Here is an 18,171-nt window from a genome sequence, read left to right on the forward strand (position 1 = left end):
GTGCGGCACCCTGGTCGGAAGGGATGTGGGCGATGAGACAGATGTCGAGAGAGGCTCGGCTGAGCGAGTCGTTCGCCATGATCGCGCACACGCTGGCGACGGACTACGACGTGGTGCAGCTGCTGCACGACGTCATGGGCGAGTGCATCGGACTGCTGGACGTGCAGGCGAGCGGCCTGCTGCTGAAGAACGCGCACGGGGAGCTCGAGCTCGTCGCCTCGACGAGCGAGGCCGCAGCCTTCGTCGAGATCATGCAGCTGAACGCCGACGCGGGACCCTGCGTCGAGAGCCTGCGCACGGGCGAGACGATCACGCTCGCCGACGTGACGCAGGCGCCTCCCGCGTGGGAGCAGTTCCAGGCAGCGGCGCTGCAGCACGGCTTCTGCGCGGCGCACGCCGTGCCCCTGCGTGCGCAGGCAGACACCATCGGCGCGATCGGGCTCTTCCGCGAGCAGACCGGCGAGCTCAGCCGCGCAGACGCGGCTGCCGCGGGCGCGCTCGCGAGCCTGGCAGCGCTCGGCATCCTGCAGGAGCGCACGATGCGCAGCAGCAGTGTCGTGGCGGCCCAGCTGCAGCGGGCCCTGGACAGCCGGGTGATCATCGAGCAGGCGAAGGGCGTGCTCGCGGCATCCGCGGATGTCGACATCGAGGAGGCGTTCCGCATCCTGCGCCGCCATGCCCGCAGCAGCAATCGCAAGCTCCACGAGATCGCGCGGGAGGTGGTGGCGCGCACGCTGCGGCTGACCGCGTCGGCCGCCGGCGCAGCGCGATCGGCCGCCGCGCCATCGGTTGACGGTGGCGCCCCGCAGGGGGATACTGGCACCTAGGACAAGCGTGCTCTCCAGACCTCGGAGCACATTTCGCTGGCACGACGCCAGCCAGATGTGGAAGAGGCGGAGATGCTCGGGTTCTCGAAAGCCCAGGTGCGGGCAGCACGGCTGCGTTCGGCAGCGGTCGGGACGGCCTGAGCCATGGCGACCTTCTCGCAGCTGCCGATCGCGCTGCAGGTGATCGCGGCGTTCGTCGCGGCGCAGGCGCTGGTGCTGCTCGGCTGGTGGATCGTACGCGCTGTGCGCAGCATGATCGCGTCCGCGGCGCGTTCGAGGGCCGGACGCGCATCGGTGCGAGCGGTCGCCGATGGCGGCCAGAGCGTCTGACCGACCCGTCCTCAGCGCCCGGCGACGCTCGGCAGCCGCTAGACTGATGGTTTGCGCCCACCGGCGCTCGAGCTTCGCGGGCCGTGTCCCGCACCTCATCACGACTGCAGGAGGCACCCATGGCCAGCAAGGGCATCATCAACCCGCCGATCGACGAGCTGCTCGAGAAGGTCGACTCCAAGTACCAGCTCGTGATCTTCGCCTCGAAGCGCGCGCGCCAGATCAACGACTACTACACCGACATCCACGAGGGTTCGATGTTCGACAACGTCGGGCCGCTCGTCGACTCGACGATCGAGGACAAGCCGCTGTCGGTCGCGCTGCACGAGATCCACCAGGACAAGCTGGCGCTGACCAAGGACGAGACCACCGAGTCCTGATGCGCGTCGTCGTCGGGATCTCCGGCGGGATCGCGGCGTACAAGGCTGCGCTCGCCATTCGCGAGCTCGTGCAGGCCGGGCATGACGTGCACGTGGTGCCCACCGCATCCGCGCTGCGCTTCATCGGGCGGCCCACGCTCGAGGCGCTCAGCCGCAACCCCGTCACCGACGAGGTCTTCGACGACGTCGCGGCCGTGCGCCACGTCGCGCTCGGCCAGCAGGCCGACCTGATCGTGGTGCTGCCGGCGACGGCGAACACGATCGCGAAGCTCGCGCTCGGGCTCGCCGACGACCTGCTCGGCACCACCGTCCTCGCCTCCCGCGCGCCGCTCGTGATCGCGCCGGCGATGCACACCGAGATGTGGGAGCAGCCCGCCGTGCAGGCCAACGTCTCGACGCTCCGCGAGCGCGGCATCACGATCGTCGGGCCGGTCGCCGGGCAGCTGACGGGCACGGACTCCGGCATGGGCCGCATGGCCGAGGCGCACGACGTGGTCGCCGCAGCGCTCGCGGTCGTCGCCGATCGCGCCGCCGACGGGCCGCTCGCAGGTCGAAGCGTCGTCATCTCCGCCGGTGGCACGCGCGAGCCGATCGACCCGGTGCGCTTCCTCGGCAACCGCTCGAGCGGCGCCATGGGCGCCGCGGTCGCCGCCGCCGCGCGCGATGCCGGTGCCACGGTGACGCTCGTGGGCGCCAACCTCGACGTGGCGGTGCCCGAGGGCATCGAGCTCGTCGAGGTCGAGACGACCGCCCAGCTCGCCGCCGCCATGGAGGCGCGCGCGAGCGTCGACGTCGTGGTGATGGCGGCCGCCGTCGCCGACTACCGCGTCGACGACGTCTCCGACGGCAAGCGCTCCAAGGAGCAGTGGGGAGCAGAGCCCACCCTGCAGCTGACCGAGAACCCCGACATCCTCGCCGGGCTCGCGCGGCGAGATCGCACCAACTTGATCGTCGGCTTCGCCGCCGAGACCGAGGACGACGACGCGGCGCTGCTCGAGCGCGGCCGCGCGAAGCTCGCCCGCAAAGGCGCCGACCTGCTGGTGCTCAACCGCGTCGGCCACGACCGGGGCTTCGGCGACGTCGGCACCCACATCCGCATCCTGGCCGCCTCCGGCGTGATCGCCGAGTCGATGGGCGAGAAGGCGTCAGTGGCGCGCGAGATCATCGACGCAATCGCAGCGCGGCTGCGTGGGACAACAGAAGGAGCGCCGTGAGCCTGCGCCTGTTCACCTCGGAGTCGGTCACCGAGGGACACCCCGACAAGATCTCCGACCAGATCTCCGATGCCGTGCTCGACGCCATGCTCGCGCAGGATCCCGAGGCGCGCGTCGCCGTCGAGACGCTCGTCACGACCGGTCTCGTGCACGTCGCGGGCGAGGTGCGCACGACCGGCTACGTCGACATCGGCTCGCTCGCGCGCCGCACGATCGTCGACATCGGCTACGACTCCAGCGAGGTGTCGTTCGACGGCAACTCCTGCGGCGTGACGGTCTCGATCGGCGAGCAGTCGACCGAGATCGCGACCGGCGTCGACACCGCCGTGGAGGCGCGTGCCGGCTCCACCGATCCGCTCGACCTCATCGGTGCCGGCGACCAGGGCATCATGTTCGGCTTCGCGACCGACGAGACGCCCACCTTCATGCCCGCCACCGCCTGGGCAGCGCACCGACTGGCAGAGCGGCTGGCAGCCGTGCGCCGCTCCGGCGACATCCCCTGGCTGCGGCCCGACGGCAAGACGCAGGTGACCATCGGCTACGACGGCTTCACGCCGGTGACGGTCGACGCCGTGCTCGTCTCGACGCAGCACGCGCCCGGCGTCACGGGCGACGAGATCCGCGCGGCCGTCTCCGAGCACGTGATCGAGCCGGTCATCGCGGATCTCGGCCTCGACGCATCCGCCATGCGCACGATCGTCAACCCCTCCGGCTCCTTCCTCACCGGTGGTCCGAAGGGCGACGCCGGGCTCACGGGCCGCAAGATCATCGTCGACACCTACGGCGGCGCTGCCCGGCACGGCGGCGGCGCCTTCAGCGGCAAGGACCCGTCGAAGGTCGACCGATCGGCCGCCTATGCGCTGCGCTGGGTGGCGAAGAACGCGGTCGCCGCGGGGCTCGCGTCGCGCCTCGAGGTGCAGGCCGCGTACGCGATCGGGATGGCGCAGCCCGTCGGGCTCTACGTCGAGACCTTCGGCACCGGCGCCGTCTCGAACGACGCCATCCAGGCGGCGATCCTCGAGGTCTTCGACCTGCGCCCCGGCGCGATCGTGCGCGACCTCGACCTGCGCAAGCCCATCTATCGCCAGACGGCCGCCTACGGGCACTTCGGCCGCGAGCTGCCCGGCTTCACCTGGGAGCGGCTCGACCGCGTCGACGCGCTGCGCTCCGCCGCGGGGCTCTGAGGTCGTTGCCCGCCGAGTCCGAGCACACGCGGTACGCCCGGGTCGTGGTCGACTCGCGGCTGCCGCAGCTGGATCGCCTCTTCGAGTACCGGGTGCCGCCGGGCATGACCGGCGTCGAGGCGGGCGTGCGGGTGCGCGTGCCGCTGCGCGGCGATCGCATGACCACCGGCTGGGTGGTCGAGACGACGTCGGAGCGCGCCTGGGAGGGTGAGGTCGCCGACGTCGAGAAGGTCATCTCGCCCGTGCCGGTGCTGCAGCCGGAGGTCTGGGCGCTCGCGCGGGCCGTCGCCGAGCGGGCGGCCGGTGGCGTGGCGGATGTGCTGCGCGTGGCGATCCCGGGCCGGCAGGCGCGCATCGAGAAGCAGTGGCTCGCGGCGGAGCGCGCGGCGCTGCCGGCGCTGCCGGCGCTCGCTGCGGCGTTCGCGGGCGCGGCGTCGCTGTCGGGACTGGTCGAGGATCGCCGCCGTGTCGCGCTCGAGTGCGCCGGCGGTGTGGCCGAGGTGACCGATGGCGAGGGCGAGGCGGTCTGGGTGGGTCGCTGGGCGATCACGCTCGCGGGGCTCGCCCGGCAGGCGATCGAGCGCGGCGAGCAGGCGCTCATCGTCGTGCCCGACCATCGCGACCAGCGGCAGCTGCGCATCGCGCTCACCGCTGCCGTCGGCGCGGAGCGCGTGGTCGAGCTCGACGCGCGGCAGAAGAACCCGGAGCGGTACCGCGGCTTCCTGCGCTGCCTCGACGGCGACCCGATCGCGATCATCGGGCCGCGCTCGGCGGTCTACGCGCCGGCGGCGCGGCTCGGCCTGCTGATGATCTGGGAGGACGGCGACCCGCTGCTGTCCGAGCCGCTGTCGCCCTGGGTGCATGCGCGCGACGCCGCCCTCGTGCGGCAGGGGCAGACCGGCTGCGCCCTGCTGCTCGCCGCCCACGCCCGGTCGACCGATGCCGAGCGGCTCGTCGAGCTCGGCTTCCTCGAGCACGAGCGCGCCGGCACGCATCGGGTGCGGGTGCTGCCCTCGGCGCTCACCGACGATGACCGCCGCGTGCCCGCATCCGCGTTCCGAGCGGCCCGGGACGCCTTGCAGTCGAGGCCCGTGCTCGTGCAGGTCGCGCGTCCCGGCCACGCGCCGGGGCTGCGCTGCGGCGACTGCGGCGCCCGTGGGCGCTGCGCGTTCTGCGGCGGACCGCTCGGCCAGCGCTCGCGCGGCGCTGCGCCCTCGTGCCGGCTGTGCGGTCGGCTCGCGGCGGCCTGGCGCTGCCCGCACTGCCAGGGTCAGCGACTCGTCGAGGTCGGCCGCGGATCGATGCGCGTCGCCGAGGAGCTCGGCCGCGCGTTCCCCGGCGTGCCCGTCATGGTCGCCGACGGCGAGCACGAGCGGCTGACGATCGATGCGAAGCCTCGGCTGGTCGTCGCGACGCGCGGTGCGGAGCCGCTCGCGGATGGCGGCTACGGCGCCGTGCTGCTGCTCGACGGCGAATCGCTGCTCTCGCGCGAGGGCCTGCGCGTGGGGGAGGAGGCGGTGCGCCAGTGGGCGACCGCGCGGGCGCTCGCCGCCGACGGCGCCACCATCGTGCTCACGGGCGTCGGCGGGGCGGCCTCATCCGCGATCACCGGCGACACCACGGTGCCCTTCGCCAAGGCCGAGCTGGCGGAGCGCCGCAGCCTGCGCTTCCCGCCCGCCGTGCGCACCGCATCCGTCGTCGGGCACCCGGATGCCGTCGCCGAGGCGCTCGAGGTGCTCGGCGAGGTCGAGCATCTCGACGTGCTGGGCCCGGTACCGGCGCCCGCGGAGGTCGTGAAGGGCAGCCGCGAGGGCGAGCTCGAGCGCGCCATCGCCCGCTTCGCCTACGCGGATGGCGCCCGGGTCGCCGGCATCGCGCGCGGCCGCGTGCTCGCCTCGGCCGCGCGCCCTCGCCGCCCCGGCGCGCCGCCGCGCCTCCGCATCCGCCTCGATGACCCCGAGCCCTTCGACGGCCTCTGACCCGCGCGCGCTGCGCCGCCACGGGCATCCCATCGGCAGTGGTACCGATCTGTCGCCTCGACGCCCCACAGCCGACACTCTCGTACCGCAACGCCACGCGCCTCGCGCGCCCCGCCCGGCGGCGGTACCGAATGGTCGCGTGCGCGCGCTCCGGGCGACCGTTCGGTACCGGAAGGCGGTGCCGGGCCACGGTGCGGCGAGTGCCGCGCGGGCCGGATCGGAGGCTGCGCGCCGGAGGCGGCGGCTCGATGCAGGATGATGGATGCCGAGGCCCAGCGCCTCGAACGCCCCACCCATCGTGAAGGAACCATGCGCATCGTCTTCGCCGGCAGCCCGGAAGCCGCCGTCCCCAGCCTCGAGGCGCTCGCCGCCCGGCACGAGATCGCGGCAGTGATCACGCGCGCTGCCTCCCCGCAGGGCCGCAAGCGCGTGCTGACCCCGACGCCGGTGGCGCAGGCCGCCGAGGCGCTGGGTCTGCCGGTGATCGAGGCGAACCGGCTCGACGCCGGCGCGACCGCGCGCATCAGCGCGCTCGAGCCGGAGCTCGCCGTCGTCGTCGCCTACGGCGGGCTCGTGCGCGAGCCGCTGCTGTCGATGCCGCCGCACGGCTGGATCAACCTGCACTTCTCGCTGCTGCCCGACTATCGGGGCGCTGCCCCCGTGCAGCGGGCGCTCATCGACGGCCATCGCGTCACGGGCGTGAGTGTGTTCCGGCTGGTGGCAGAGCTCGACGCGGGGCCGGTGGTGCGGATGCGCGAGGCCGAGATCCCCGACGGTGCGACGGCAGGCACGCTGCTCGCGCAGCTGGCGGAGCTCGGCGCGCACGAGCTGGTCGGGGCCGTCGACACGATCGCGAACGGCACGGCCGTGTTCGAGCAGCAGACCGGAGCGCCGACCCTCGCGCCGAAGCTCACGCTCGCCGATGGCGCGCTCGACCTCACGCAGACGGCGTCGACGCTGCTGGCCCGCTTCCGCGGCGTGACGCCCGAGCCGGGAGCGCACGCGACGGTGCTGCGGGAGGGCGGCGACGGCGAGCGCGTGAAGCTGCTCGCCATCGCGCGCTCGGGCGCTGAGCCGCTCGCGCCGGGCGAGGCCGCGCTCGCGGGTCGCACCGCAATCGTCGGCACCGGAAGCGCCCCGCTCGAGCTGCTCGAGGTGCAGCCGGCCGGCAAGCGCCCGATGGCCGGCGCCGACTGGCTGCGCGGCCGCGGCGGCACAGCCACCTTCGAGCTCCCCCCAGCACCCGTCACGAGACCCACCACCGACGAGGCACGCGCATGAGCGACCGCCCCCAGCAGCGCCGCCGCTCCCACGCCGGCAGCCGCCCGCAGTCCGAGACCGATGCGCAGAACGCCCGCCTCGTCGCCCGCGACGTCGTGCTCGACGTCGACCGCGACGACGCCTACGCCAACCTGCTGCTGCCGCAGCGCATCCGCGATGCCGGCCTCGACGCCGCCGACGCGGGCTTCGCGACCGAGCTCGCCTACGGCACGCTGCGGTGGCAGGGCCAGCACGATGCGCTCATCGCCGATGCCGCTGGCCGCCCGATCGACGAGATCGACCCCGAGACGCTCGCCACGCTGCGCATCGGCTCGCACCAGCTGAGCCGCATGCGCGTGCCCTCGCACGCAGCCGTCCACGAGACGGTCGCCCTGCTGCGCCACCACCGCGGCCGCGCGGGGTTCGCCAACGCGGTGCTGCGCCGCCTCTCGGAGGTGCCCGCCGAGGATCGGCTCGCCCGCATCACCGAGGGCCTCGCCGACGACGAGCGGCTGGCGCTCGAGACCGGCCACCCCGCCTGGGTGCTGCGCGCGCTGCGGCGCACGCTCGAGCGCGAGGGCGCCGGCGCCGAGCTGCCCGCGCTGCTCGCCGCCGACAACGTGCCGCCTGCCGTGCAGCTCGTGGCGCTGCCCGGCCTGGCGGACCCCGACGCGCTCGACCTGGAGCCGAGCGCGAGCCCCATCGGCCGCATCGCCCCCGCGGGCGATCCCGCGCGCATGCAGCAGATCGCCGACGGCACCTGGCGGGTGCAGGATGCCGGCAGCCAGCTGGCGGCCCTCGCCCTCACTCGCGCGCGCCCTGTCGCGCCCGGCGAGCGCTGGCTCGATCTGTGCGCCGGCCCCGGCGGCAAGGCCGCGCTCATGGCAGCGGAGGCCGCGATCGCGGGCGCGGACCTGGAGGCCAACGAGATGCTCCCGCACCGCTCGAAGCTCGTGCGAGAGGCCCTGCGCTCCGTCGTCGCCGTCTCGCCCGAGCACGCTCCGCGCGTCGTCACGGGCGATGGGCGCCGCTACGGCGAGGGCGACACGGCGCATGCCTTCGACCGGATCCTGCTGGACGCCCCCTGCACCGGCCTCGGCGCGCTGCGCCGCCGACCGGAGGCCCGCTGGCGCAAGCAGCCGACCGATGTGCCCGCGCTGGCCGCGCTGCAGTCCGAGCTGCTCGAGGCATCCGCCAAGGCGCTCAAGCCCGGCGGCATCATCGCCTACGTCACCTGCTCGCCGCACCTGGCCGAGACCCGCGCGGTCGTCGACCGCGCCGCCGCGCTGGGTCTGCGACCGCTCGACACCCGCGCGGTCATCGCCGACCTCGCGCCGGGCATCGCCCTCGGCGAGACGGGCGACGCCGTGCAGCTGTGGCCGCACCGCAACGGCACCGACGCCATGTTCATCCAACTGCTCACGACTGCTGAACGCTAGGGCGCGCGGGGGTCGATAGGCTGGAACCCATGGTCAGGATCCACCCCAGCATCCTCTCGGCCGATTTCGTGAACCTCGAGCGCGACCTCGAGAAGATCGCGAGCGCCGACGGCGTGCACGTCGACGTCATGGACGCGCACTTCGTGCCCAACCTCACCTTCGGCCTGCCGATGGTGCAGCGCATCGCCGAGGTGACGAGCCTGCCGATCGACGTGCACCTGATGATCGACGACCCTGACACCTGGGCGCCGCAGTACGCGATCGACGGCGTCGACACCGTCACGTTCCACGCCGAGGCCACCGGCGACGCCGTCTCGCTCGCCCGCGAGCTGCGCGCCCGCGGCGCCCGCGCATCCATCGCCATCAAGCCCGGCACGCTCGTCGACGAGGTGCTCGAGCACCTCACCGAGTTCGACATGGTGCTCGTCATGACCGTCGAGCCCGGCTTCGGCGGGCAGTCGTTCATGGCCGACATGATGCCGAAGCTCGAGGCGCTGCGCGGCAGGGCCGAGGATCTCGGCATCGACCTCGCGCTGCAGGTCGACGGCGGCATCACCGCCGACACGCTCCCGATCGCCGCGGCATCCGGGGCCAACGTGTTCGTCGCGGGCAGCGCCGTCTACGGGCACGCCTCGCCCCCCGACCGCATCGCCGAGCTGCGCGCAGCTGGCAAGGGCGCGTTCGACACCGGCATGATCGATCTGCGCGCCGTCCACCGCGGTCTCGCCGCGTCTGGCGGCGCGGGCACGACCGGTACCCTGGACGAGTGAAGACCTTCGACGAGCTGCATGCCGAGCTCGAGCGCACCATCGCCGAGCGCCCGGAGGGCTCCCGCACCGTCGAGCTCGTCGACGCCGGCGTGCACGCGATCGGCAAGAAGATCGTGGAAGAGGCCGCAGAGGTCTGGATGGCCGCCGAGCACGAGACCGACGATGACGCGGCGCTCGAGATCTCGCAGCTGCTGTACCACCTGCAGGTGCTCATGCACGCGAAGGGCATCTCGCTGCAGGACGTCTACCGACATCTCTGACGCGCCTTCCCACATCCGTCAGAACTGTTGAAGGAAGTCATGCTCAAGATCGCTGTGCCCAACAAGGGCTCACTGGCCGAGACGGCCGCCTGGATGCTCGACGAGGCCGGCTACCGCGGCCGTCGTGACGGCAAGGAGCTCATCGTCGTCGATGCCCGCAACGAGGTGGAGTTCTTCTTCCTCCGACCGCGCGACATCGCCACCTACGTCGGCTCCGGCGCCCTCGATGTCGGCATCACCGGCCGTGACCTGCTGCTCGACTCCGGCTCGGACGCCGTCGAGGTCGAGGGGCTGGGCTTCGCGCGCTCCACGTTCCGCTTCGCGGGCCCGGCCGGTCGCTTCCAGACCGCCGCCGACCTGCAGGGCGTGCGCATCGCCTCCAGCTACACGAAGCTCGTCGAGGACCACCTGGCAGCGCAGGGCATCACGGCCGAGCTCGTGCGCCTCGACGGCGCCGTGGAGTCCTCCGTGCGGCTCGGGGTGGCGGATGCGGTGGCCGACGTCGTCGAGACCGGCGGCACGCTGCGCGCCCAGGGCCTGGAGGTCTTCGGCGACCCGATCCTGACCAGCGAGGCCGTGCTGATCTCGAACGGCGGCAACCCCACGGGCCTGTCGCGGCTCAAGCGCCGCCTGGACGGCGTGATGGTCGCGCGGGACTACGTGCTCGTGGACTACGACATCGAGCGGTCGCGCCTCGACGCGGCCATCGGCATCGCACGCGGCTTCGAGAGCGCGACCGTCAGCCCGCTGCAGCGGGAGGGCTGGGTCGCGGTGCGCGTCATGGTGCGCCGCGACGACACGAACCAGATCATGGACGCCCTCGACGACGTCGGTGCGACGGCGATCATCGTCTCACGCATCCACGCCGCTCGACTCTGACGCCAGGCCACCCACTTCCGACAGGAGTCTCCCGATGCTCGCCACCCGCGTCATCCCGTGCCTCGACGTGGCGCACGGTCGCGTCGTCAAGGGCGTCAAGTTCCAAGGCCTGACCGATCAGGGCGACCCGGTGGAGCTGGCGTCGCGCTACGCCGAGCAGGGCGCCGACGAGATCACCTTCCTCGACGTGAAGGCGACCGTCGACGATGCCGGGACGATCCTCGACGTGGTCGAGCGCTGCGCGGAGCAGATCTTCATCCCGCTCACCGTGGGCGGCGGCGTGCGCGAGCGCGACGACGTCGCTCGGCTGCTGGCGCACGGCGCCGACAAGGTGAGCGTGAACTCCGCGGCCATCCGCGACCCGGCGCTCATCGATCGCATCGTGGCCGACTTCGGCTCGCAGGTGCTCGTGCTCTCGCTCGACGTGCGCCGCGCCGCGGAGCAGCCGAGCGGCTTCGAGGTGACCACGCACGGCGGCTCCCGCGGGGCAGGGCTCGACGCGATCGCCTGGGCCGAGGAGGGCATCGCGCGCGGTGTGGGCGAGCTGCTCGTCAACTCCATCGACGCGGACGGCACCAAGCAGGGCTTCGACCTCGAGCTGCTGCGCCTCGTGCGCGCAGCCGCGACCACGCCGGTGATCGCCTCCGGCGGCGCGGGCGAGCTGACGCACTTCGCCCCCGCGGTGCAGGCGGGCGCCGATGCCGTGCTGGCGGCGAGCGTCTTCCACAGCGGCCTGCACACGGTCGGCGAGGTCAAGGATGCGATGCGGATGGCCGGGGTGACGGTGCGATGACGAACGACGAGACCCGCGACCCGGGGGCCGAGGAGGGCGCGGTGCCGGGCGACGCGTTGCGCATGCCGCCGCTGAAGCTGGACGCCGACGGCCTGGTCGCCGCGGTCATCCAGGACGACGCCACCGGCGACGTGCTCATGGTCGGCTACATGGACGACGAGGCGCTGCGCCGCACCGCGACCGAGGGCCGCGTGACGTTCTGGTCGCGCTCGCGCCAGGAGTACTGGCGCAAGGGCGACACCTCCGGCAACATCCAGGTGCCGCGCTCGATCGCGCTGGACTGCGACGGCGACGCGCTGCTGATCCGCGTCGACCAGACCGGTCCCGCGTGCCACACGGGCGCGCGCTCGTGCTTCTTCACGCCCGTGCCGACGGCGGTCGCGTCGTGACCGAGCTCGACCGGGCGGGCTTCGACGCGCTGCTGCGCGACCATCGCATCGTGCCGGTCGTGCGCGAGCTGTTCCTCGACGCCGAGACGCCCGTGGGCATCTACCGCCGCCTGGCGGCCGGGCGCACCGGCAGCTTCCTGCTGGAGTCGGCGCAGCAGGGCGTGTGGAGCCGCTACTCCTTCGTCGGCGTCGCCTCCTTCGGCCAGCTCACCGCCGATTGCGGTCGCGTCGTCTGGCGCTCCGAGCACGTCTCCGAGCAGCGGCTGCTGGGCGACGACGCGCCGTCCGGGGGCCTCGCGACCGTTGAGCACGTGCTGCGCCGGTGGGCCACCCCGCGCATCGAGGGCCTGCCGCGGCTCACGAGCGGTCTCATCGGGCACATCGGATGGGAGGCCGTGCGCGAGATCGAGCACCTCCCGAACGCACCCGAGCGCGAGGTCGACGTGCCCGCGATCGCGATGCACCTCGCCGCGACGATGGTGGTGCTCGACCACCGCACCGGGGCCGCGCACCTGGTGGTGAACGTGCTCAACGACGGCGTCGACGACGCGGATGCGCTGTGGCGCGACGCCCAGGAGCGGCTCGCAGCACTCGAGCGCCAGCTGATGGCGCCCGCGTCCGGGTCGCTCGCGGTGCTCGACCGGGACGCGGAGCCCGACGCCGCAGCGCGCGTGAGCCCCGACGCTTTCCGCGGCATGGTCGAGCGCTCCAAGCAGCACATCGTCGACGGTGACGTCTTCCAGGTCGTGCTCTCCACGCGCTTCGACCTGCCGACCGATGCCGACCCGCTCGAGGTCTACCGCGCGCTGCGGGTGCTGAACCCCTCGCCCTACCTCTACCTGCTGAGCCTCGAGACCGCCGACGGCGAGCCCTACGCGGTCGTCGGCTCGAGCCCGGAGGCGCTCGTCACCGTGCACGACCGTCGCGCGACCATGCATCCGATCGCCGGCAGCCGCCCCCGCGGCGCCGACGCGCAGGCCGACCGCGACCTCGCCGACGACCTGCTCGCCGATCCCAAGGAGCGCAGCGAGCACGTCATGCTCGTCGACCTGGCGCGCAACGACCTCGCGAAGGTGTGCGTCGCGGGCACGGTGGCGGTGACGGAGCTCATGGCGATCGAGCGCTTCAGCCACATCATGCACATCGTCTCCACCGTGGAGGGCGACATGCGGCACGGCACCTCCGCCGTCGACGCCTTCCGCGCGACGTTCCCGGCGGGCACCCTCTCCGGCGCCCCGAAGCCGCGCGCCCTCGAGCTGATCGACGAGCTCGAGAGCGCCCAGCGCGGCGTCTACGGCGGCGTGGTCGGGTGGTTCGACCTGGCGGGCGACGCCGACCTCGCGATCGCGATCCGCACCGTCACGATGCGCGACGGCGTCGCGCACGTGCAGTCGGGCGCCGGACTGGTGGCCGACAGCGATCCGGAGAGCGAGCTGCAGGAGGTGCGCAGCAAGGCCGCCGCGCCGCTGCGCGCCGTCGCCGTCGCCTCCTCGATGCGGACCCGTCCGTGAGTCGCCTGCTCGTCCGCGGCCGGTCGGTCGCGGTGCTGCTGCTGCTGCTCGCGGCCGCGCTCGGCGTGCTCAGCGCCACCCAGCCGTGGGGGAGCGCGCTGCTCACCGACGGGCGCGCGCTGGCGGTCACGGGGCAGGAGCTCGCGAGCGGCGTGACGATCATGTCGCTCTCGCTCGCCGTGCTCGCACTCGTGCTGCCGATCGCCGGCATCGCATGGCGCTTCATCCTGGGTGCGCTGGCCGCGATCCTGGGAGCCGGGCTCATCGCGCACGTGCTGGGGACCCGCGGCGGCATCCTCGCCGCCCTCGACGCCCGGGTCGCCGAGGCGACGGGCATCGCGGGCTCGGGACAGGCCGCCGAGATCGTGGAGCTCGCCGTGCACGGCTGGCCCGCCCTCGGCGTCGCGAGCGGCGCGATCGCCATCGCCGCGGGACTGTGGGTGGGCGGCAGCGCCCGCAGCTGGCCCGCACGCGCCCCGCGGGCCGCGCGCTACGAGCGCACCGGGTCGGGGCTCGCGTGGGACGCCATGGACGACGGAGAGGATCCGACTCGGTAGACTGGCCACCTGGCGCGTGAGTACGGCCAGAGTTCGACCCGAGGAGCATCGTGAACGCACGCAACGGCATCAGCGAGGATCACGTGACGGATCTGCACGTGGCCGACTACGACCCGAAGTTCGTCGACCCGGGCCACGGCAACTCGCGCGCCGCATGGATCAGCATCATCGTCATGCTGGTGGCCGTCGCCGCCGGCACCCTGTTCTTCTTCCTCGACATGCCCGCGCTCGTGTGGGCGAGCGCCGGCCTGCTGCTCGTCGGCGTGCTGCTGTGGCCGATCCTCGCGAGGGCCGGCTACGGGCTGCAGGACCACTGAGCGTGCTCGACGCGCTCACCCGGGGCGCGCTCGAGGACGCAGCTCGACGACGCGAGAGCCTGCCGCTCGAGCGTCTCGAGTCGCTCGCGCTCGCAGCCCGGCAGCCGATCGACGCCGCCGCCATGCTCGCGACGCCCAAGCCCGGCTCCGACGGCCCGCACATCATCGCCGAGGTGAAGCGCGCGAGCCCCTCGAAGGGCCCGCTCGCCGACATCCCCGCGCCCGCCGCACTCGCCGCCAGCTACGAGGCCGGCGGCGCGAGCGCCATCAGCGTCCTCACCGAGGAGCGGCAGTTCCTCGGCTCGCTCGACGACCTGCGCGCCGTGCGCGACGCCGTGCAGATCCCGGTGCTGCGCAAGGACTTCATCGCCGACGAGTACCAGCTGCTCGAGGCGCGAGCCTTCGGCGCTGACATGGTGCTGCTGATCGTCGCGTCGCTCGAGCCCGCGAGGCTCGTGCAGCTGCACGACTTCGCCACCGGACTCGGCCTCTCGGTGCTCGTCGAGGTCCACGACGAGCGCGAGATCGACGCGGCCCTCGCCGCAGACGCGCGCATCCTGGGCGTCAACACGCGCAACCTCAAGACCTTCACCATGCATCCGGAGCGCTTCGCCGACCTGCGCGCTCGCATCCCCGCCGGCACCGTCGCGGTCGCCGAGTCGGGAGTGCGAACCGCCGACGATGTGGCTCGCTACCGCCGCGACGGCGCGGACGCGGTGCTCGTCGGGGAGGCGCTCGTCATCGACGGCGACCCCGCCGCACGCGTCGCAGAGTTCGGGAGAGCCTCATGACCACCCAGCAGCCCACGTCCCTGCGGGGCCACCACGGCCCGTGGTTCGGCGCCTTCGGCGGGGTGTTCATGCCCGAGCCGCTCATGGCCGCGATCGACGAGCTCGCCGAGTGCTACGAGGCGTGCAAAGCCGACCCCTCCTTCCAGGCGGAGTTCCAGCGGCTCTCGCGCGACTACACCGGCCGGCCGTCGCTGCTGACCGAGGCCACGCGGCTGAGCGAGATCGCCGGCGCGCGCATCCTGCTCAAGCGGGAGGATCTCAACCACACCGGCAGCCACAAGATCAACAACGTGCTCGGGCAGGCCCTCGTCGCGCAGCGGCTCGGCAAGACGCGGCTGATCGCCGAGACCGGTGCCGGCCAGCACGGCGTCGCCACCGCGACCGCAGCAGCGCTGTTCGGCATGGAGTGCGTCGTGTACATGGGCGAGGTCGACACCGAGCGCCAGGCGCTGAACGTCGCGCGCATGCGACTGCTCGGCGCAACGGTGGTGCCGGTCACGAGCGGATCACGCACCCTGAAGGACGCGATCAACGAGGGCCTGCGCGACTGGGTCGCCAATGTCGACTCCACGCACTACCTGATGGGCACGGTCGCGGGCCCGCACCCGTTCCCGGAGATGGTGCGCGACTTCCACAGCGCCATCGGCGAGGAGGCGCGCGAGCAGACCATCGAGCTCACCGGTGCGCTGCCGGATGCGGTGCTCGCGTGCGTCGGCGGCGGCTCGAACGCCATGGGCATCTTCCACGCCTTCCTCGACGACGCCCAGGTGCGACTCATCGGGCTGGAGGCCGCCGGCGACGGTGCCGACACCGAGCGCCACGCGCTCTCCATCGAGCGCGGCACGCCCGGGCTGCTGCACGGCATGCGCACCTATCTGCTGCAGGACGACGACGGGCAGACGCTCGAGTCGCACTCCATCTCCGCCGGCCTCGACTACCCGGGCGTCGGTCCCGAGCACGCGTGGCTGCACGACATCGGCCGCGCCGAGTACCTGCCGGTGAGCGACCGCGAGGCGATGGACGCCTTCCTCGCGCTCACCCGCTCCGAGGGCATCATCCCCGCCATCGAGTCGGCGCACGCCATCGCCGGTGCGCTCCGCATGGCGAAGGAGCAGCCGGGTGCGACCCTGCTGGTCTCGCTCTCCGGCCGCGGCGACAAGGACGTGGCGACCGCAGGGCGCTGGTTCGACGTGCTCGACGAGGGAGCGCAGCAGCTGTGAGCGCCGAGCAGATGAACACCGAGCAGATGAACACCGAGCAGAAGAGCGTCACCGAGACCGCGATCCGCGCTGCGGGCAACCGCGCCCTGATCGGCTACCTGCCGGTCGGCTATCCCGATCCGGCGACCTGCGTCGAGGCGGTCGTCGCGCTCGCCGATGCCGGCTTCACGGCCATCGAGCTGGGCGTGCCGTACAGCGATCCCGGCATGGACGGTCCCGTCATCCAGGCCGCCACCCAGGCGACGCTCGAGCGCGGCTTCCGGCTCGAGGAGCTCTTCGAGACGATCGAGGCGATCACGGCCCGCACCGACATCCCGGTGCTCGTGATGACCTACTGGAACCCGGTGCTGCGCTACGGCGTCGACCGCTTCGCCGCGCGCTTCGCCGCCGCCGGGGGAGCAGGACTCATCACTCCCGACCTCACGCCCGAGAACGCCGCCGAGTGGCTCGCCGCCGCCGAGCGCCACGACCTCGACCGCGTCTTCCTCGCGGCGCCGTCATCGTCGAGCACGCGCCTCGACGCCGTGGTCGAGGCCTCTCGCGGCTTCGTCTACACCGTCTCGACCATGGGCACCACCGGCACCCGGCAGGACGTCGACCAGGCCGCCCGCGCGCTCGCGGACCGCATCGCCACCCATGCGGATGCGCTGGGTCGCGAGACCCTGCGCTGCGTCGGGGTGGGCATCTCGACGCCCGAGCACGTGCGGCAGGTCCTCGACTACGCCGACGGCGCCATCGTCGGCTCCGCCCTCGTGCGCGCGCTCGGCTCCGGCGGCGTGCCCGCGCTGCGCGACCTCGCCGCCTCGCTCGCGCTGGGTACACTCGACGGCGGCCCTGCGACGCCGGCACCAGATGAGAAGGGCATTCCCGCGTGATCAGCCAGTCCGGAGCATCACTGCTCCAGAGCATCCCCAGCCCGAGCCCCGAGTGGCAGCAGCTGGCCATCGGTCAGTGGCTCGAATCGATCGGCGTGATGCCCCTCATCCAGGGATCCGTGCTCGGCGCGGTGGTCTTCGGCCTCGTGCTCGGCGCCGTGATCGCGGTCGTCGTGATCGCCGGCTGGCTCCTCTCCGGGTCGCTGACGCGCAAGGACGCCGGCTGGACGCTGCTGATGAGCCTGCTGTTCGGCGTCGCGGTGGGCTTCCTGCTGCGCATCGTCGGGCCGACCTGGGGCATCCAGACCTACGCGCTGTGCATCCTGGCCGGCATCGTCGCGGCGACGCTGCTGACCGGCTACCGGCTGCGGCAGCGCGGCGTTGACGCCGGCTACGTGATCGACATCGCCGTGTGGGCCGTGCTGCTCGGCATCGCCGCGGCGCGGCTCTTCCACGTCGTCACCCACCCGGACGACTACTTCGGCCCCGGCCGCGACCCGATGACCGCGTTCTACATCTGGGAGGGCGGCATCGCGATCTTCGGCTCCCTCATCGGCGGCGCGATCGGCATCTGGATCGGGTGCCGCATGTCGGGCCTGCGCTTCACCACCTTCGTCGACGCGCTGGCGCCCGGGCTGCTGCTCGCGCAGGCCTTCGGCCGCCTCGGCAACTGGTTCAACCACGAGCTCTTCGGCCAGCCGACGAGCCTGCCGTGGGGCCTCGAGATCGAGGAGACCAACGCGGCGTTCCCCGTCGGGCTGCCGGTCGAGACGCTCTTCCACCCCACCTTCGCGTACGAGATCGTCTGGAACGTGCTGGGTGCGGTGCTGCTGCTCTGGCTCGACCGCAAGCGGGATGTGCAGTGGGGTCGCCTGATCGCGCTCTACCTCATCTGGTACGGCCTCGGCCGGTCGGTGTTCGAGACCATCCGCCTCGACCCGTCGGAGCTCATCTTCGGCATCCGCACCAACGTCTGGATGGCCTTCCTCGCCATCGCGATCGGTGTGGTCGTGTGGATCGTGCAGACCCGTCGGCACCCGGGCCTGGAGCCGTCACCGTGGATGCCCGGCCGCGAGCCCGGTGCCGACGAGGGCGTAGACTCGGATCGCTATACCGACCTCCCCGAGTCCCGCACCCAGGATGACGCCGAGGCCACCGCCGCAGAACCCGCGGCCGCAACCAGGTAGATCTGCGCT

Annotated in this window: 20 protein-coding genes; all 20 read left to right on the forward strand. The window is 73.0% G+C overall.

Features of this window, described 5'->3' with window-relative positions:
- Nucleotides 1-32: 32 nt before the first annotated feature.
- Nucleotides 33-827 carry a GAF and ANTAR domain-containing protein gene (locus ABG090_RS06260; protein WP_347757409.1) on the forward strand — a complete coding sequence of 265 codons (795 nt, stop codon included), beginning with the start codon at nucleotides 33-35 and terminating at the stop codon, nucleotides 825-827.
- Between the two features lie 144 nt (nucleotides 828-971).
- Nucleotides 972-1,157 (forward strand): hypothetical protein, encoded by a 186-nt coding sequence (locus ABG090_RS06265; RefSeq protein WP_347757411.1) that lies wholly within the window; start codon nucleotides 972-974, stop codon nucleotides 1,155-1,157.
- 119 nt (nucleotides 1,158-1,276) lie between these two features.
- Nucleotides 1,277-1,537, forward strand: a complete 261-nt coding sequence (gene rpoZ, locus ABG090_RS06270; RefSeq protein ID WP_347757413.1) for a DNA-directed RNA polymerase subunit omega — start codon at nucleotides 1,277-1,279, stop codon at nucleotides 1,535-1,537.
- A complete protein-coding gene (gene coaBC / locus ABG090_RS06275; protein ID WP_347757415.1) occupies nucleotides 1,537-2,751 on the forward strand; it encodes a bifunctional phosphopantothenoylcysteine decarboxylase/phosphopantothenate--cysteine ligase CoaBC in 1,215 nt (404 codons plus the stop codon). Before rpoZ ends, coaBC begins: the two co-directional genes overlap by 1 nt.
- On the forward strand, nucleotides 2,748-3,935 hold the full coding sequence (metK, locus tag ABG090_RS06280) for a methionine adenosyltransferase (protein WP_347757417.1): 1,188 nt from the start codon (nucleotides 2,748-2,750) through the stop codon (nucleotides 3,933-3,935). The genes coaBC and metK overlap by 4 nt, the downstream gene beginning before the upstream one ends.
- A 5-nt stretch (nucleotides 3,936-3,940) precedes the next feature.
- The gene (locus ABG090_RS06285) at nucleotides 3,941-5,914 is read left to right on the forward strand and encodes a primosomal protein N' (RefSeq protein WP_347757419.1); all 1,974 of its coding nucleotides are present in this window, start codon (nucleotides 3,941-3,943) and stop codon (nucleotides 5,912-5,914) included.
- A gap of 309 nt (nucleotides 5,915-6,223) precedes the next feature.
- Nucleotides 6,224-7,195, forward strand: a complete 972-nt coding sequence (locus ABG090_RS06290) for a methionyl-tRNA formyltransferase (protein WP_347757421.1) — start codon at nucleotides 6,224-6,226, stop codon at nucleotides 7,193-7,195.
- Nucleotides 7,192-8,613: a transcription antitermination factor NusB gene (locus tag ABG090_RS06295; RefSeq protein ID WP_347757423.1), complete on the forward strand. Its 1,422-nt coding sequence runs from the start codon at nucleotides 7,192-7,194 to the stop codon at nucleotides 8,611-8,613. The genes ABG090_RS06290 and ABG090_RS06295 overlap by 4 nt, the downstream gene beginning before the upstream one ends.
- 29 nt (nucleotides 8,614-8,642) lie before the next feature.
- Complete coding sequence (gene rpe, locus ABG090_RS06300) at nucleotides 8,643-9,383, forward strand: ribulose-phosphate 3-epimerase (RefSeq protein ID WP_347757425.1); 741 nt, start codon at nucleotides 8,643-8,645, stop codon at nucleotides 9,381-9,383.
- Nucleotides 9,380-9,643 carry a phosphoribosyl-ATP diphosphatase gene (locus ABG090_RS06305; protein WP_347757427.1) on the forward strand — a complete coding sequence of 88 codons (264 nt, stop codon included), beginning with the start codon at nucleotides 9,380-9,382 and terminating at the stop codon, nucleotides 9,641-9,643. The genes rpe and ABG090_RS06305 overlap by 4 nt, the downstream gene beginning before the upstream one ends.
- Nucleotides 9,644-9,682: 39 nt before the next feature.
- Complete coding sequence (gene hisG / locus ABG090_RS06310) at nucleotides 9,683-10,522, forward strand: ATP phosphoribosyltransferase (RefSeq protein WP_347757429.1); 840 nt, start codon at nucleotides 9,683-9,685, stop codon at nucleotides 10,520-10,522.
- Between the two features lie 34 nt (nucleotides 10,523-10,556).
- Nucleotides 10,557-11,315, forward strand: a complete 759-nt coding sequence (hisF, locus tag ABG090_RS06315) for an imidazole glycerol phosphate synthase subunit HisF (RefSeq protein WP_347757431.1) — start codon at nucleotides 10,557-10,559, stop codon at nucleotides 11,313-11,315.
- A 62-nt stretch (nucleotides 11,316-11,377) separates the two neighbouring features.
- Nucleotides 11,378-11,704: a phosphoribosyl-AMP cyclohydrolase gene (gene hisI / locus ABG090_RS06320; RefSeq protein ID WP_347757521.1), complete on the forward strand. Its 327-nt coding sequence runs from the start codon at nucleotides 11,378-11,380 to the stop codon at nucleotides 11,702-11,704.
- Nucleotides 11,701-13,215 (forward strand): chorismate-binding protein, encoded by a 1,515-nt coding sequence (locus tag ABG090_RS06325; protein ID WP_347757432.1) that lies wholly within the window; start codon nucleotides 11,701-11,703, stop codon nucleotides 13,213-13,215. The genes hisI and ABG090_RS06325 overlap by 4 nt, the downstream gene beginning before the upstream one ends.
- The gene (locus ABG090_RS06330; protein ID WP_347757434.1) at nucleotides 13,212-13,772 is read left to right on the forward strand and encodes a Trp biosynthesis-associated membrane protein; all 561 of its coding nucleotides are present in this window, start codon (nucleotides 13,212-13,214) and stop codon (nucleotides 13,770-13,772) included. Before ABG090_RS06325 ends, ABG090_RS06330 begins: the two co-directional genes overlap by 4 nt.
- A gap of 98 nt (nucleotides 13,773-13,870) precedes the next feature.
- The gene (locus ABG090_RS06335) at nucleotides 13,871-14,089 is read left to right on the forward strand and encodes a DUF6704 family protein (protein ID WP_347757523.1); all 219 of its coding nucleotides are present in this window, start codon (nucleotides 13,871-13,873) and stop codon (nucleotides 14,087-14,089) included.
- A gap of 2 nt (nucleotides 14,090-14,091) precedes the next feature.
- Entirely contained in the window at nucleotides 14,092-14,880 is a 789-nt protein-coding gene (trpC, locus tag ABG090_RS06340; RefSeq protein WP_347757436.1) for an indole-3-glycerol phosphate synthase TrpC, read from the forward strand.
- Entirely contained in the window at nucleotides 14,877-16,100 is a 1,224-nt protein-coding gene (gene trpB, locus ABG090_RS06345; RefSeq protein WP_347757438.1) for a tryptophan synthase subunit beta, read from the forward strand. The genes trpC and trpB overlap by 4 nt, the downstream gene beginning before the upstream one ends.
- A gap of 26 nt (nucleotides 16,101-16,126) precedes the next feature.
- Nucleotides 16,127-16,975, forward strand: coding sequence for a tryptophan synthase subunit alpha (trpA, locus tag ABG090_RS06350; RefSeq protein ID WP_347757525.1), 849 nt, complete (start codon nucleotides 16,127-16,129; stop codon nucleotides 16,973-16,975).
- On the forward strand, nucleotides 16,972-18,162 hold the full coding sequence (gene lgt, locus ABG090_RS06355; RefSeq protein WP_347757440.1) for a prolipoprotein diacylglyceryl transferase: 1,191 nt from the start codon (nucleotides 16,972-16,974) through the stop codon (nucleotides 18,160-18,162). The genes trpA and lgt overlap by 4 nt, the downstream gene beginning before the upstream one ends.
- The last annotated feature ends 9 nt before the right edge of the window (nucleotides 18,163-18,171 follow it).

The organism is Agrococcus sp. ProA11, from assembly GCF_039880525.1.
Lineage (GTDB): Bacteria > Actinomycetota > Actinomycetes > Actinomycetales > Microbacteriaceae > Agrococcus > Agrococcus chionoecetis.